Here is a 14,789-nt window from a genome sequence, read left to right on the forward strand (position 1 = left end):
CAGAATTGTGGCGCCCCACGCTCATTCCGCCACTTGATACTGGACTACACCTTCTTTCGTATGCCGCAGAAGCAGGCTCTTCAGGATCGCATGCTGCGGTTAATCTTCCGGCGGGACGGTTGGCTGCCTAACTTGTCTTCCGTGCCTCGTCCAGCATTACATGCATCGCTAGAATCCGCCGCAGCGTGGCTTCTCCTTCGTTGCTCGCTGTCATCCTGACGCCCACTTCGTACGCAGTTTGGGCGGCCATTTGATGCGGACGGTCGGATTCTCCGCCCGGCAGTATCACTCAATATGTAGACGCTCGATCAGTTGACGAAACACCTCGCGGTCGTGATTGGCGAGGGCCCTGAAGGCGTCACCATCAGCATAGGTGAAGGTGAGGCTGGCCCGGGCTAGGGCGTCGCGGAAGGCCGGGTCCTCGGCAGTCCTGCGCGCCACCTCCGTCAGCGTGGCGACTACCGGGGCAGGCGTGCTGTGGTGTACAGCCAGTCCGCGCCATACGCTGACCGACACGTCGAAGCCGCGCTCCTTCAGCGTCGGGACCTCCGGGAAGTCCGAGGCTCGTTCCTCGGCCATCACCGCCAAGATGCGCATCTTTCCGCCCTGCACGTAGGCCGAGGCTTCGCCAGGGCTGGTCGCCACGGCCTCCAGGTGGTTGCCCATCAGTGCCGCCAGGCCCGGCGCCGAGCCGGTGAACGGGACATGGAGGAACTCGGCGCCGACCTTGTCCTCCATGGCCGCCGCAGCCATGTGCCAGATCGAGCCGGGCCCGCTATTGCCGAGCTTCACCGTACCCGGCCGGCGCTTCGCCTCGGCGACCATGTCCTCAATGCTGCGCCACGGCGAGTCCACCGGCACCACCACGGAGCCCGGATCGGCATTCAGCAATGCAATCATGTTGAAGTCGTCGGAGGAGAAGCGGACCCGCTTCAGCCCCGGCAGGATCGCAAGATCGGAATAGACCAGCCCAACCTTGTAGCCATCAGGGCGGGCGTTCAGCACCTCCTGCATCCCGATCGCGCCGCTCGCGCCTGGACGGTTCAGCACAACCATCGGCTGCGGCAGGTACTTCCGGGCAACCTCGGCAAAGGCGCGCGCCACGATGTCCGTGCCGCCGCCCGGCGCCACCGGAACCACGATCTCGATCGGACGGGACGGGAAGCTCTGGGCCGCGGCGCCTCCGGTAAAGGCCGCACAGGCCGTTGCCGAGGCGAGGACCAGGAATTCAGACCGGCGCATGGACGTCATCGTGAACTTTCCCTGTTTTGGTTTTTTTAGAATTGGATGGTTAGGCCGCTGATCGAGGGCGGGGCAGATATCAGCCACCACATTTCAGAAAGGCTTGATACTGTTCAACCATATCGTCGACTGCCGCTGCGAAGAGCAGCGCGCCATGCTCAGGCGTGGACAGCGATGGGTCTGAGCCGATCCGGCCATCTGCATAAGTAGCACGGTAATGCTCCGCCTCGAAGAAAGGATGGCCCGACGGAGCGACCTTCGGCGACATCTGTGCATACTTGACGTGCTCGGGGCAGTAGTACTGTACCAAGGACACTTCAGCTGCCGTGGCGTGGCTGCCGTTCGCGTTGCCATAGAGCTCCGCCGCCAGTGCTTTCGCACGCGGTCCATTGGACCAGAGCATCATCTTGCAGCGAACAGGCTTGGTGCCATCGCTCAACGACACGCCGGCATACATCTCGTCAAAACCCGCGGCCACCGTGGCGACGTTGCCACCATGGCCATTGATGAAGAAGAAATGGCGGAAGCCATGCACGGCAAGGGACTGCACCACATCGCGTACTACCAACATCAGGGTACTCGGCCGCAGGGTGGCAGAACCCGCGAAGGAGAGATGATGTTGAGACATGCCATAGGCCAGGGTTGGCGCGACGGCGCAGCCGATGCGGTCACCCACGCCCCTGGCTACAACCTCCGAGCAAAGATGGTCTGTGCCGATCAGTCCATTCGGCCCATGCTGCTCGGTCGATCCGATGGGGATGATGATACCATCGGATGACTTCAGATAGTTTTCGACTTCGTGCCAAGTGGATAGGGCAAGCTGCACCTTACATCTCCTCGATGTCTTGATTGAATAGGGAGCCACACTGCCGCAAGGCCTGCGGATGCGCCCCGTCAGGGTACCGGGAGTGATACGTAGCTTAGTCGCCGACGCTCACGCCGCCGAAGGGTTGCCCGCCCAGGAAATGCAGCTTGAATCCCTGCACATTGCTACGCAGCGCCACGAAGGCCTTCGCATCCGCGAAGAAGACCACTGGAACGTCATCATGGAGGACCTGCTGGGCCTGCTGATAAAGCGCAGCGCGCTGGCTCTGGTCAGATAGAACCCCAGCCTTGTCTACGAGATCGCTATAAACCTGGTTGCACCAATTAGCGACGTTGCGGCCGGTTTTCATGTTCTCGCAGGTCAGGCTGACTACCATCTGGCTGGGATCAGGAAAGTCCCAGGTGCCGCCACTCATGCCGACATCACCTTCACCCATGCGCCGGCGCCGCAGATACTCGCCCCATTCAAAGGAAACGATCTTCGCCGTGACGCCGATCTTGGCCCAATCCGCCTGAATCATCTCGGCGGCGCGGCGTCCGTTCGGCATATAGGCACGCGCCACGGGAATTGCCCACAGGTCCGTACTAAAGCCACTGGCCAAGCCTGCTTCAGCCAATAATGCCTTGGCGGCCTGAGGATCGTAGTCAAATGGCTTGAGATCCGCGTTGGTGCCCCACATGCTCGGCGGGACCAACGACGCGGCAGGGGTTCCGGTCCCCTGATACACAGCCTCGACCAAGCTCTTCATATCAATGGCCATGGCGAGGGCGCGGCGCACGCGCACATCGTCAAAGGGCTTATGGTCCGTACGCATGGCCAGATAGCTGGTCGAGGCGATTGTCGCTTCCTGCAGCGTCAGGTTTGGCGTCGTCCGGATACGCTTCAGGTCAGCGGCATTGGGATAGCGCGCAATCTGACATTCATTGGCTTGCAGCTTGGCCAGCCGCACGGCGGGATCCGGGGTGATAGAGAAGACAAGATTGTCCACCTTCGCCGCGCGCTCTGGCATGCCGCCACCTGCACCCCAGAACTCACGGAAGGCGCGGAAACGGATCAGGCTGTCCTTCTGGTATTGCAGCAACTGGAAAGGACCAGTGCCGATGGGCTGCTGATCCAGCCGAGACTGCGTCCCGGCCTTCTCCATTGCCGCGGCGTACTCAGCCGACTGGATCGAAAGAGACTGTATCGACAGCGCGTTCAGAAAGGACGCGGAAGGCTTCTTCAGGGTCAGGACGACTGTATGATCATCCAGCTTTGTGACCGACTGCAGTGCGGGTTCAATGAAGGATGAGAACATATCATAGCTGCCGCCCACCTTGTACCAGGGGCTCGAGTGATCGAGCATCCGGTTGTAAGTGAAGACGACATCGTCTGCATTGAATTCACGCGCCGGCTTGAAACTAGCGCTGGAGTGGAACTTCACCCCACGGCGCAGCTTAAAGGTGTAACGGAGCCCATCCTCAGAAATGGTCCAGGATTCGGCCAGAGCCGGCTTGAGCGTCGAGCCACCAACTTCCATCTCGACCAGCCGATCGGCGATCTGTTCGGTGACATCGAAGCTCGTATTGGCGGTGCTCAGTGCCGCGTTCAACGAATCTGGGCTTGCCTCGGTGCATACCACCAGGGTCGATGCCGCGCGTGCCGGCGCTGCCGCTGCTAGAGCAACAGTGCTTCCCAGCATCAAACTGCGGGTCAAGCTCTTTGCGAACTGCATGGCGTTCCTGTCCTCATCTGATGGTTTATTGGATCGTTGACTGTTCAGTACGTTGCCTGATCGGTCAATGGTCTGGGCTTCATCAAGGTTCGTCTCTTGCCGTCGGGTGGCAGATTGCAAATCTGAACGTTTGCAATCTACATTGGACAACAAATCGGATCAGCCGCGGAGCCTTAGCGCTTCAACTTCGGATCAAGCGCATCACGCAGTCCGTCACCGAAGAGATTGAAAGCCAACACCGTGAGCAAGATCGAGATTCCTGGAAAGGCCAGAACCCACCAGGCGCTCTGATAATACTGCAAGGCGCCCGCCAGCATCGTCCCCCATTCCGGTGCCGGAGGTTGGGCACCAAGGCCCAGGAATCCTAAGGCCGCCGCGTCCAGAATGGCAGTTGAGAAGCCAAGGGACGCCTGCACGATAAGAGGTGCGGCACAGTTCGGCAGTACTACAACGAACATCAGCCGCACCGTGCTGGAGCCGGCGCAACGCGAGGCCGTGACATAGTCCTTGACCAGTTCGGATAAGGCGGAAGCCCGTGCGAGTCGTGTGTATCCGGGCACCAGCACCACTGCCACGGCCAGCATGGCGTTGAAAAGTCCTGGGCCCAGAATAGCGACGATAACGATGGCGAGCAGTAGGCTGGGAAAGACCAGCAGCACATCCATCACACGCATGATGGCGATGTCGACAATACCCCCAGCGAATGCAGCGGTTAGCCCCAGCGCGGTACCCGTGGTCAGGGAGAGAGCAACGACCATCAGACCGATGACAATAGAGAGGCGCGCCCCGTAAATCAGACGGGACAAGATATCGCGTCCGATATCATCGGATCCTAGGACGAAGTCCCAGGATCCGCCCTGTTGCCAAGCAGGCGGCACCAGAAAGGAACTCCTGAACTGTTCGATGGGTGAATGCGGTGCGAGTACATCCGCCAGCAACGCCACAGCGACCAGGACCACCAGCAGGCAAATGCCAAGCATCGCTCCCCGGTTACCGCTGAAATTTCTCCAAAACGCGCGCATTAATGGCGGATCCTGGGATTGAGGAAGCCATAGGTCATGTCGACGCCCAGATTGACTGCCATGACAAGGATGGCGATGAGCAGAGTTCCGCTTTGCAAGACCGGGTAGTCGCGCCGTTGGATGGCTTCAATCAGCCAGCGCCCCACTCCAGGCCAGGCAAAGATCGTCTCGGTCAGGATCGCGCCGCTAAGCAGCGATCCGACCTGTAGGCCAATCACCGTGACGACCGGAATCAGTGCGTTGCGCAGGGCATGAACAAAGACGATCTGGCTCGGCTTCAATCCTTTGGCGCGGGCAGTCCGGATGTAGTCCTCGCCCAGCACTTCCAGCATGGCCGAACGTGTCATGCGCGCGATGGTGGCAAGCGGGATGGTGCCGAGTACAATCATGGGCAGGATCAGGTGCGACAGAGCACTCCATACCGCTCCTTTATCCTCGGAGAACCAAGCATCGATAAGCATGAAGCCGGACCAGGGTTCGACATAGAACATGTCGCTGATTCGTCCGGAAACAGGCGTCCAGCCCAGTGTAACCGAAAAGATGAGGATCATGATCAGCCCCCACCAGAAGATGGGCATGGAGGCGCCGGTGACCGATCCGGCCATCAATCCATAATCGAGCACGGTTCCCCTTCGGACTGCCGCGACCACTCCAAGGGGCGTACCGAGCACTGCGGCGAAGATCAGGGCAGCGAGTGCGAGTTCAAGCGTGGCGGGAAACAGCGTCAGGAATTCGTCCCAGACCGGGGCGTGGGTAATTGACGAGTTGCCGAGATGGCCGCTGACCAGTTGTGCCTCGTAATCGAGGAACTGCTTCCAAAGCGGCTGATCGAGGCCGAGTTGCTGGCGCATCAGTGTGAGTTGTTCAGCGGTAATGCCGCGCTCACCCATCCGCACTTCGATCGGGTCACCGGGAACGGCCCGAATTAGAATGAAGCTTGCGAGGGTAACGCCTACTAACGTGGGAATGATCAGCACGAAGCGGCGAAATATGAAATTGAGCATCGTATGCTACATCACGTTACGAAATGCGTATTATTTCTTTTATGCCGCGTCGCCGGCAGATTTATTTGCAATAAAGAATTAATGTATTCAATACAGCGCATTATCTTCAAATAAAAGAAAAAATCATTATTCATTCTTGGATTCCTTGGACGTTTGGCAGAACTAGTATGGCTCTGATCAGTAAGCACGACCGCGTCCGTAATGGAAAGATGCTCTGAGGTTGTCATGGGCTTGCGGCGAGTTGAGCGGCATAGCGGGGGCGAGCCGGCCGGGCGAAGCTGGTGGGATGAGGCCAGATCCCGCTACCAGAGATGATCCCCGGATTGGCTCTCCCGCACTTTGTGCGGAACGGTCGCTGCGACAAAGTGGACACCTCCAGAAACCGCGCGGCTTCGGCGGAGGCCGATCTTCACCTGCACCCTGGCGATGCCGATGGTGCGCACGAAGAGCGCCATACGGTACTTCTGCGTGGCGAAAACATACTCGATGCCTGACCGGATCCGTGCGCGTGTGGCGGCGCGGCTCTTACCGCCCCCAGGCCTTGCGCAGTGCCTCGGCAGGGGAAGGTCTGGTGGCCAGGCAGGCCTGGGCCATGGCCAGTGCTGCGTCCCGGGTTGCGGCGATGGCCAGGTGGCCGCTGCGGTGGACGAACGCTGCTCCGGGAATGCCGCAGGCCTGTTCCAGGGCAGCATCCTGCAGGCCGCGCCAAGCCTCGGGCATGTCGAGGCGGTTCCTGAGGCTGCCCTTCTCGGCCGGCATTGCCTGCAGCTTCCAGCGACCGTCCGGCTCGGGGCTCATCACGTAAAGGATGGGCAGGGCCAGTTCGAAAGCCGTTCGCTGCCATGGCATGCCGCGCGGCAGTTCCAGCAGATCGGGGTGGAGGCCGGTGATGCCGGACCGGCAGTTCTCCCAGGCCCGCGCCACAGCCTGGGATGCGAAGACGGTGCCGCGCTCCTTCTCGACCTGCTGCTCCAAAGCCACGGCGACCATCCGGCTGGCGCGCAGGAACCCGGCGAGTTGCCGCGCCTCGAAGGCAGCGGGGTCGGACTGGCTCGGCTCGTCCCAGCTGCTGTTGAAGGCGTCGACCAGGGCGGTGAGGTCGGTCGGCGCGGTGCGTTCAACGCCATTGTCCACAAGGTCGACGTGGCGCACGAACTTGTACCGGACATTCTCGGCGATGCGGGCCACCACGTCGTCGGCGACCTCAGGGAAACCCGACCCAGCCAGGGTGTTGCGCACATAGCGCTGTCCGAGGGTCAGGCTATTGCCCGGACTGGTGGTGCGCCACACCAGGCCGACCGAGCTCAGCGGGTCACCATTCGGCGCCTTGGGCGCGCCAGGCTGATGGTGGTCGAAGCGCCAGCGGGCTTCGTCAGCGACGCCACCGACGTCCCAGACGATGTCGGCGGCATCCAGGGCCACGCGGTCGCGGGTGCGGAGCAGCACATGCGTGCCGTTGTCCAGACCGAGCCCCAAGGCTCCGAGCAGAACGACGTAGGCAAGGCAGTCGTCGGCATGGAACGTGCCGCTGTGGGTGGCAAGCTGCAGTGGTCGATCGTGGGAGAACATAAGCATCCTCATCTCCGCGAACGAGCCCGATGGCAACTGCGGCAGCTTCGCCATGGTCCCTGTTGCTGCGCCCTATCGCCGTCTGCCCTAGCCCGACCGTTGGGGCCAAAGGCAAATCTGCTTCCACCGGCTGTGCTGCGCCACTCATGGCGGTTCAGTGCCGATTGCGTTGAAGAAGCTCGCATCCAGCTTGGCTGAGATGACGTCTGCTCACTGGCGAGCCTTGGGCATGGTCGCCGCATAGTCGTGCGCCCCCCATGGCCGCGGATGCTGGATCGTGTCGCTCGACACGCCGCCGCCGGGCATGAGTTGGAGTTTATGGCCTGGCTAACGGCGCCTTGAACGCGGTTGCGGTCTGAGGTCCTGCCTCCGTGTTCCCCGCAGGCGCGGGGATGAACCCTTGCGGTCCCTGCGGGCCGCTGTCGGCGTACAATGCGGGTGTCGTGGGCTATGTGATGGGCGTCCTGTGGTGGAGGACTGGGCAAGACCTGGTCCTCCCCCGGAGGCTGCCGCCCGCTATGCGCGGGTGACAGCGGGGACGTAAAGAAGCCGATCCGCACCGGCCCATGTGACCGCCCTACGGGTCAGCCTTTCTTCACACTGTGGAAAATTGGGAAGCCGTTGAGCATCCCCGTCACATCCGACCGGAAGGCGGTCGGAAGGGTGAAGGCGCCAGTCGGCAGATAGGGAATATCCTCGAATGCTTGGCGCTGCATCAACTCGGCCAGGCGCTTCTGCTCCGCGAGGTCCTCCGCATCCATGAACTGGTCGCGCAGTGCCTCGATCTTCGGAAGGTCCGGCCAGCCATAGGTGCCCTTCGCGCCCGGCCCACGGAGATAGGACTGCGTGGCGGGGCTGATGGCGATGATGCCGGGGATGGTATTGCACCACACGCTCCACCCGCCCTGGTCCACGGAGCCGCGGTTGTTGACCCGTGCCGCAATCGTGCCCCAGTCGCCGGTCTGGTAGTCGAGGTTGACCCCGCTGCGGCGGAACATGTCCCCCGCGATCTCGCTCATCGTGTTCAGCTTGGCGTTGTCGGCCGGCACGACAAAGACGATGCGCTCGCCGCGATAACCCGCCGCATCCAGGTTGCGCTTCACCTGGTCGTAGTCCGGCGCGCCGTCCATCGCCTCCAGGCCCGCCTCCGTCGCGAGCAGACTGCCCGGAAGGAAGAAGCCGCAGCGGTCGTTCCAGAGGGTACGGTCCTCGCCGACCACCGACGCCATGTAGTCGGCCTGCCGGATGCCCGGCAGGAAGGCGCGGCGGATCGCCGGGTTGTCGAAGGGCGGCTGGAGATGGTTGAGGCGGATCATGGCCATGGAGCCGGACCGGTCCTTCATCTCCACCCGGATGTTGCGGTTCCGGCGCAGCAGGGGCAGCAGATCCGGCGTTGGCTGATCCCACCAGTCCACCTCGCCCTGCTGCAGGGCCGCCGCCGCCGTCGCGGCATCGGGCAGGGTGTGCCACTCCACGCGGTCCAGATGGGCGCGCTTGCCGCCAGCGAGGAAGCTCGCGGGCTCATTGCGTGGCACGTATCCCTCGAAGCGGGTGTAGACCGCCCGCACCCCGGGGACCCGCTCGCCAGGCACCCAGCGGAAGGGGCCGCTGCCGACGATCTCCGTCACCTGCGTGGAGACCGGCAGCCGGGCGAAGCGCTCCTGCATCACCGGGCAGAAGGAGGAGGGCTTGGCCAGCGCACCGGCGAGGAAGGGGAAGGGCTTCTTTAGGCGGATGACGAAGACGCGGTCGGAGACCACCGCCATCTCGTTGGTGATCGCGCGGATGTTCTGCCCCAGCACGTCCGCCTGGGTCCACCGGTCGATGCTGGCCACGGCATCGGCGGCGCGGATGGGCGTCCCGTCATGGAAGGTGGGGCCCTCGCGCAGCGTGATGCGCCAAGTGCGGCCGCCGTCCTCGACGACATGGCCTTCCACCAGCTGGGGGCGCGGCATGTAGTTCTCGTCGAGCCCGTAGAGCTGGTCATAGACCATCATGCCGTGGTTGCGCGTGACCAGCGCCGTGTTGAAGACCGGGTCCAACAGCGCCAGATCGGACTGGGGCACGAAGCGCAGCACGCTCCGGGCGCCCGCCGTTCCCTGGGCCCGGATGACGGATGGCGCCGCCACGGCCGCAGCGGCGAAAGCCAGAACCTCACGACGTTTCATCATTCTTCCTCCCGTTTTTTTGTTATGGGAACTGGCGGCCTGTCACCCGCCCGGTCTTCCGGGCACCGCGTCCAGCCAGGTCGGCAGGCGGTCGATCCAGGGGTAGACGGCCTCGTAGCGGGCGGCGGCCTGCAGCACGCGCAGGTCGCCGCGCGGTGGGCCGATGATCTGCAGGCCCATGGGCAAGCCACGTGAATCGAAGCCGGCGGGCACGCTGATGGCCGGGCAGCCGGCCATGGTGGCGCCCACCACCACCTCCATCCAGCGGTGGTAGCTGTCCATGCGGCGGCCGTTGATCTCTGCCGGCCAGTTGATGCCGGCCTCGAAGGGGAAGACCTGGGCCGAGGGGATCAGGAGGACGTCGAACCGTTCGAAGAGGGCGGTGAAGGTCTTGTACCAGGCGCCGCGGTCCAGCCCAGCCTTGTAGACGTCGAGCGCGGTGAGGCGATGGCTGCCCTCGATCTCCCAGAGCGCCTCAGGCTTCAGAAGGGGGCGCTGCGCCAAGTCGCGCCAAGCCGCGTCGTGGCGGCCGCCGATGCTCTGCTGGCGCAGGGTGACGAAGGCCCGCCAAAGCCGCTCGGGATCGAAGTCCACCCGCGCCTCCTCGACGGTGCCTCCCATCTGGCGGAACAGGTCGAGCGCCCCAGTGCAGAGCTCCAGCACCCCCGGCTCGAAAGGCAGGTGCCCGCCCAGGTCGCCCAGCCAGCCGCAGCGAAGCGCGCCCGTTCCCTCCGCCAAGCGGTCCTCGAAGCGGAAGCCGGGATCGTCGAGCGAGAGGGGTGCTCGGGGGGCGTAGCCCGCTTGGACCGAGAGCAGCATTGCGACGTCACGCACAGAGCGGCCCATCGGGCCTTCCACCGCCATCTGGCCGTAGAAAGGATCGGGCGTGTCGGCCGGCACACGGCCCTGCGAGGGACGGAAGCCGAAGACGTTGTTGAAGGCTGCCGGGTTGCGGAGGGAGCCACCCATGTCGCCGCCGTCGGCAACGGGCAGCATCCGCGTGGCCAGGGCCACCGCCGCACCGCCGCTGGACCCGCCCCCGACGCGGGACGGATCCCAGGCATTCCGGGTGAGGCCGAAGACCGGATTGTAGCTGTTGGAGCCGTAGCCGAATTCCGGCACGTTGGTCTTGCCGATGATGATGGCACCAGCCGCGCGCATGCGGGCGACAAAGATGGCGTCCGTCTCCGGCACTTGGTCTGCGAAGAGGGGCGAGCCGAGGGTGGTGCGTAGCCCTTTCGTCGCGGCAAGATCCTTGATGGCCTGGGGCAAGCCGTGCAGCGGGCCGAGCGAATCCCCTCGTGCCACGGCGCGGTCGGCCTCCTCCGCCTCAGTCAGAAGTTCCGCCCGCGGGCGCAGCGACACAATGGCGTTCACGCGCGGGTTGGCTGCCTCGATGTGGTCAAGGTAGGCCGCCATCACCTCGCATGCCGACACCTCGCGCCGACGAATCATGGCCGCGAGTGGGACGGCATCGATCTGGCACAGCGCCGGGATGGCGATAGAGGCCGCTAATCCGGGATCCGCACCGCCGCTCACGGGCGCAGGACCTGGGCCGACCGCGCGGCCGCGCGCCCGACCATATGTCGGCAGGCCAACTCCACCCGAATGATTCGGGCCCAGGGATGCGCGGAGCATGCGTTTCCCATACCGCCGGCTTGAGCATGCGACAGGCCGCAGGCGTCGCGCAGCAACTCCATCAGAGTGACGGGGCTAGGCGCACACAGTTCGCCTTCTTGCGGCGGCAGGGCCTTCTCTAGCCTGTATGCGTCCAACGCCACCATTGTTGCGGACCTCGTTCATTCTTGTCGTTGAACGACCATAGGCGTGGCTGTCCGGCTCGTCGATATATCAAGTGCTTCGCCAGAGATGGCGTCGGCAGGAGGGGAAATGTGGACTTCCTCCCGTGGAGTGGAGGGGGTGAGATCAGAGCGTCATGCGGCTGAGCGCATGGTGATCCCTTCCATGCTGACCCGCGCCTCGGCCGGGGTGCGGTAGCCGACGCCCGAGTGCAGGCGTTGGCGATTGTAGAAGACTTCGATGTATTCGAACACGGCCGTCCCCGCCGGTTCTGTTGCAGACAGCCGGGCGGCTAGGGTGGAGTAGAACCGTGTTGTAAGCAGAGGCCTTCTGTCCACCCATGCATCCGCGCTCCGCGATGGTCCGGAGGTGCTGGTCGCGCTGCGTTGGCACCGTCTCGGCTGCAGCGCTGAGGCGGGTCGCACTTGGCTCTCCTGGTGGATAACGGACTGCCGCCTCCTCAAGAGCCTAATCCAGCCAGATCGCCAGGCTGAACCGTGCCACACAGCCTATGAGACCGACACCGCCCTTCGCCCGATAGCCGCCGAAGCCTCGTTTGGAATCCCGGACGGGCTGGAACAGCGGGCGATCGACCCCATGACGACCCGGTTCGGCCACTCGATCGAGCCGAAGGAGAATGGGCCAAACAGGGCGGAAGCATCCATCTCTGGTGATCTTGAAACGGGACCCGCTACCGAAGCGCTACGAACGTTAGCAGGGTGAATCCTGCGGTTCGGCTGGTGTCGATGACGAGGTCGTTGCCGCTGTCAGACCAGTCGGCGGCACCTTGCGGCTCAGGCGAGTGACGATCAGCTTGAGGGTGGCATCGAGAATCTCGTCGGCGAGCGCAGCATCGTCACTGAGCCGCGACAGGGTCAGCGCGCCGACCATCGCGGACCAGCTGGCCAGCGCTGCCTGACGGCGTTCCTGTGCATTCCGCCCAGCAGCGGTTTCGGCAAGCGTCTCGACCAGGTTGCGCATCGCCTCAGTCATGGCGTGCCGTCCACCATCCGGCCCCCGCACGACCTCCGAACCGAGCGCGGCGAACATGCAGCCTTCGGCGCGCCGTTCGCGGTGCGCGGGCGAGAGATAGGCCGTGGCATAGGCGGCAAGATCGTTCAGCCCGACTTTCTGCCGCTCCTCCGCGCGCTGTGCCGCGCTGTTGGCGAGCGCTTCGACAACGAGATCGTCCTTGTCGGCGAAGTGCCGGTAGAATCCTCCATGGGTCATTCCCGCCGCCTGCATCACGTCAGCGACGGACACGCCCTGCACGCCGCGCCCGCGGAAGAGAGGGGCGGCGGCGTCGAGGATGCGGCGGCGGTTCCTGTCTTTCATGGCTTGGCTGTTGCGCATGTTTAACTCCTTGTGCCTTGACGCATAGATGATGCTCAGCATCTAATCAAGATGATGATCATCATCTATTACTGACGCAGACCGTCAGGATCAACCAGGGAGACTATTATGATGCCCAACGCTCTCGTAACCGGCGCTTCCGGCGGCATCGGCGCCTTTTATGCCGATCGCCTCGCCGCCCGTGGCCACGATCTCGTGCTCGTTGCACGCAGCACGGATAAGCTTGAGGCGCTTGCCCGCGACCTGCGCGCCCGATACGGCATCCAGGCCGAGATGATCACCGCCGATCTCACGGACCCGGCGCAGGTCGTCCGGGTCGTGGATCGCATCCGGTCGGGTACGCCGATCGACATTCTGATCAACAATGCCGGTGCGAATGTCGCGTCCAGCTTCGCGAAGGTCGCCGATGCAGAGTTGGAAGCGCTGATCCGGCTGAACGTGACAGCCCCGACCCTTCTGACCCGCGCCGCCATTGCCGGCATGGCGTCGCGCGGCACGGGCGCGATCGTCAATATCGGCTCCGTGATTGGCCTTGCCACCGAACTCACCTCGGGCATCTACGGGGCTACCAAGGCCTATATGCTCACCTTCTCGCAATCCCTCGCTCATGAATTCGGGCCTGCCGGCGTTTATGTGCAGGCGGTGCTGCCGGGCGCCACCCGCACCGACATCTGGCGGCATTCTGGCCGCAACATCGATGAGATCGATGGCCTGATGGAGGTCGATGACCTGGTGGACGCCGCTCTGGCCGGCTTCGACCGGCGAGAGGCGGTGACCATCCCTCCGCTGCCCGATGTCCGGCAATGGGAAGCGTTCGAGGCCGCCCGCCTGGCGATGCGGCCGAACTTCGCCAACGGCAAGCCGGCCGGCCGCTACGTCTGAGCTTCATGACGTGGTGACGCACGGTCGCAAGCGGACTTGAAGCCGAAGCGATCCTCGAACCAGGGATAGGCATGTCGGCCCTGGCCTGAGCCAGATCGACATTTCCGTGGGCGATGCTGTCAGCCGATGCTGTGTCCACCCCTCATAAGCGGAACCTTGCCTCAATCGTTCGAAAGGCAGCCAAATGACCAAGCTAGACTGGAAGATCCTGACCAAGAAGCGCGGTAGCTCGACCCAGGGTATTCCGCCCGGCAAGGAGGATCTCGCATGGGTCAACAACACCGTCACCCTGATCACCGGAGACAATGACGCGGTCCTGATCGACACCTTCCTGCCGGTGCAGCAGTCGAAGGAACTGGTCGAATGGGTCGCGGAAAGCGGCAAGAACCTCACGACGATCTATGTCACCCATGCTCACGGCGACCACTATTTCGGGCTAGCCCTTTTGCTGGAGCGGTTCCCGGCTGCAAGGGCCATCGCGGTGAGGCCGGTGGCAGAGGCCATCAAGCAGCAAATCAAGCCCGCGTTTATCAAATCCTTCTGGGAGCCTCGTTTTTCAGACCAGCTTCCAGAAAGCTTCGCAGCACCACAGACCGTTGAAGGAAGAAAATTTGAGCTCGAAGGCGAGGAACTGCTGATTGTTCCCCTTGGCCACACCGATACGTCAGAGACCACCGCATTGCACATACCGTCTCTTGGATTGGTTGTATCCGGTGATGCCGTCTACAATGAAACACACCTTTATCTTGCTGAATGCGATGCAGCCGCGCGGTCAGAGTGGCTGCATGCGCTCGACGTCATCGAAGCCTTGGAACCCAAGGCGGTTGTCGCGGGACACGCTGTCACGGGTCCGGACAGCTCCCCGCGCCATATCGACGCCACACGACGCTACATTCAGGACTTCAACGCCGCGTTGCCAAGGGCCTCGACTCATCTCGATCTCTATAACGAGATGCTTGCGCGATATCCGGATCGGGTGAACCCAGGATCTTTATGGGCGGCAGCAAGAGCTGCCAAACCTGCCCTCTGACTGCTCATCTGGCGCTTTAGTTCTACAGTTGAGTTTTCACGCGAGCGAGACGCTGGCTGCGGCGCCAGTGGCATGTTCTGGCGATCGCCTGATGTGGGCGTCGCCAGAGGGACCATTCGAAGAGGCGGTCCAGCACGATGCCAGCGGCGCGTCGGAGGCCGCTGATGAGATGGCGGATT

The 14,789-nt window shown here is 63.2% G+C and carries 11 protein-coding genes; 2 read left to right on the forward strand and 9 right to left on the reverse strand.

Features of this window, described 5'->3' with window-relative positions:
* Nucleotides 1-285: 285 nt before the first annotated feature.
* The 9 genes from EBE87_RS23755 to EBE87_RS23800 form a co-directional block, all read right to left on the reverse strand.
* A complete protein-coding gene (locus tag EBE87_RS23755) occupies nucleotides 286-1,251 on the reverse strand; it encodes a Bug family tripartite tricarboxylate transporter substrate binding protein (protein WP_199707369.1) in 966 nt (321 codons plus the stop codon).
* A 70-nt stretch (nucleotides 1,252-1,321) separates the two neighbouring features.
* Nucleotides 1,322-2,068, reverse strand: coding sequence for a creatininase family protein (locus tag EBE87_RS23760; RefSeq protein WP_120638357.1), 747 nt, complete (start codon nucleotides 2,066-2,068; stop codon nucleotides 1,322-1,324).
* Between the two features lie 94 nt (nucleotides 2,069-2,162).
* Nucleotides 2,163-3,782, reverse strand: a complete 1,620-nt coding sequence (locus EBE87_RS23765; protein ID WP_233553199.1) for an ABC transporter substrate-binding protein — start codon at nucleotides 3,780-3,782, stop codon at nucleotides 2,163-2,165.
* A gap of 173 nt (nucleotides 3,783-3,955) precedes the next feature.
* Nucleotides 3,956-4,804: an ABC transporter permease subunit gene (locus EBE87_RS23770; RefSeq protein WP_120638356.1), complete on the reverse strand. Its 849-nt coding sequence runs from the start codon at nucleotides 4,802-4,804 to the stop codon at nucleotides 3,956-3,958.
* On the reverse strand, nucleotides 4,804-5,808 hold the full coding sequence (locus tag EBE87_RS23775; RefSeq protein WP_120638355.1) for an ABC transporter permease subunit: 1,005 nt from the start codon (nucleotides 5,806-5,808) through the stop codon (nucleotides 4,804-4,806). Before EBE87_RS23775 ends, EBE87_RS23770 begins: the two co-directional genes overlap by 1 nt.
* Before the next feature lie 525 nt (nucleotides 5,809-6,333).
* Nucleotides 6,334-7,431 carry an MYG1 family protein gene (locus tag EBE87_RS23780; RefSeq protein ID WP_120638354.1) on the reverse strand — a complete coding sequence of 366 codons (1,098 nt, stop codon included), beginning with the start codon at nucleotides 7,429-7,431 and terminating at the stop codon, nucleotides 6,334-6,336.
* Between the two features lie 530 nt (nucleotides 7,432-7,961).
* Complete coding sequence (locus EBE87_RS23785) at nucleotides 7,962-9,545, reverse strand: ABC transporter substrate-binding protein (RefSeq protein WP_120638371.1); 1,584 nt, start codon at nucleotides 9,543-9,545, stop codon at nucleotides 7,962-7,964.
* 42 nt (nucleotides 9,546-9,587) lie between these two features.
* On the reverse strand, nucleotides 9,588-11,084 hold the full coding sequence (locus tag EBE87_RS23790; protein WP_408887763.1) for an amidase: 1,497 nt from the start codon (nucleotides 11,082-11,084) through the stop codon (nucleotides 9,588-9,590).
* 972 nt (nucleotides 11,085-12,056) lie between these two features.
* Nucleotides 12,057-12,740 (reverse strand): TetR/AcrR family transcriptional regulator, encoded by a 684-nt coding sequence (locus EBE87_RS23800; RefSeq protein WP_199707365.1) that lies wholly within the window; start codon nucleotides 12,738-12,740, stop codon nucleotides 12,057-12,059.
* Nucleotides 12,741-12,806: 66 nt separating this feature from the next.
* On the opposite strand from EBE87_RS23800, the gene EBE87_RS23805 reads away from it, so the two are divergent.
* Both EBE87_RS23805 and EBE87_RS23810 read left to right on the forward strand, forming a co-directional pair.
* Nucleotides 12,807-13,580 (forward strand): SDR family NAD(P)-dependent oxidoreductase, encoded by a 774-nt coding sequence (locus EBE87_RS23805; protein ID WP_199707363.1) that lies wholly within the window; start codon nucleotides 12,807-12,809, stop codon nucleotides 13,578-13,580.
* Nucleotides 13,581-13,764: 184 nt separating this feature from the next.
* Nucleotides 13,765-14,610, forward strand: a complete 846-nt coding sequence (locus EBE87_RS23810) for an MBL fold metallo-hydrolase (protein ID WP_120638350.1) — start codon at nucleotides 13,765-13,767, stop codon at nucleotides 14,608-14,610.
* Nucleotides 14,611-14,789 lie beyond the last annotated feature (179 nt).

The sequence above is a fragment of the Teichococcus wenyumeiae genome (genome assembly GCF_003696345.1).
Classification (GTDB): Bacteria; Pseudomonadota; Alphaproteobacteria; order Acetobacterales; family Acetobacteraceae; genus Pseudoroseomonas; species Pseudoroseomonas wenyumeiae.

Bases quoted from the DNA above. Each gene is read 5' to 3' on its own strand.
- EBE87_RS23765 (WP_233553199.1), bottom strand. From the start codon at position 3,782: ATGCAGTTCGCAAAGAGCTTGACCCGCAGTTTGATGCTGGGAAGCACT.
- EBE87_RS23810 (WP_120638350.1), top strand. From the start codon at position 13,765: ATGACCAAGCTAGACTGGAAGATCCTGACCAAGAAGCGCGGTAGCTCG.
- EBE87_RS23785 (WP_120638371.1), bottom strand. From the start codon at position 9,545: ATGAAACGTCGTGAGGTTCTGGCTTTCGCCGCTGCGGCCGTGGCGGCG.
- EBE87_RS23770 (WP_120638356.1), bottom strand. From the start codon at position 4,804: ATGCGCGCGTTTTGGAGAAATTTCAGCGGTAACCGGGGAGCGATGCTT.
- EBE87_RS23805 (WP_199707363.1), top strand. From the start codon at position 12,807: ATGATGCCCAACGCTCTCGTAACCGGCGCTTCCGGCGGCATCGGCGCC.
- EBE87_RS23755 (WP_199707369.1), bottom strand. From the start codon at position 1,251: ATGACGTCCATGCGCCGGTCTGAATTCCTGGTCCTCGCCTCGGCAACG.
- EBE87_RS23775 (WP_120638355.1), bottom strand. From the start codon at position 5,808: ATGCTCAATTTCATATTTCGCCGCTTCGTGCTGATCATTCCCACGTTA.
- EBE87_RS23800 (WP_199707365.1), bottom strand. From the start codon at position 12,740: ATGCTGAGCATCATCTATGCGTCAAGGCACAAGGAGTTAAACATGCGC.
- EBE87_RS23780 (WP_120638354.1), bottom strand. From the start codon at position 7,431: ATGGCGAAGCTGCCGCAGTTGCCATCGGGCTCGTTCGCGGAGATGAGG.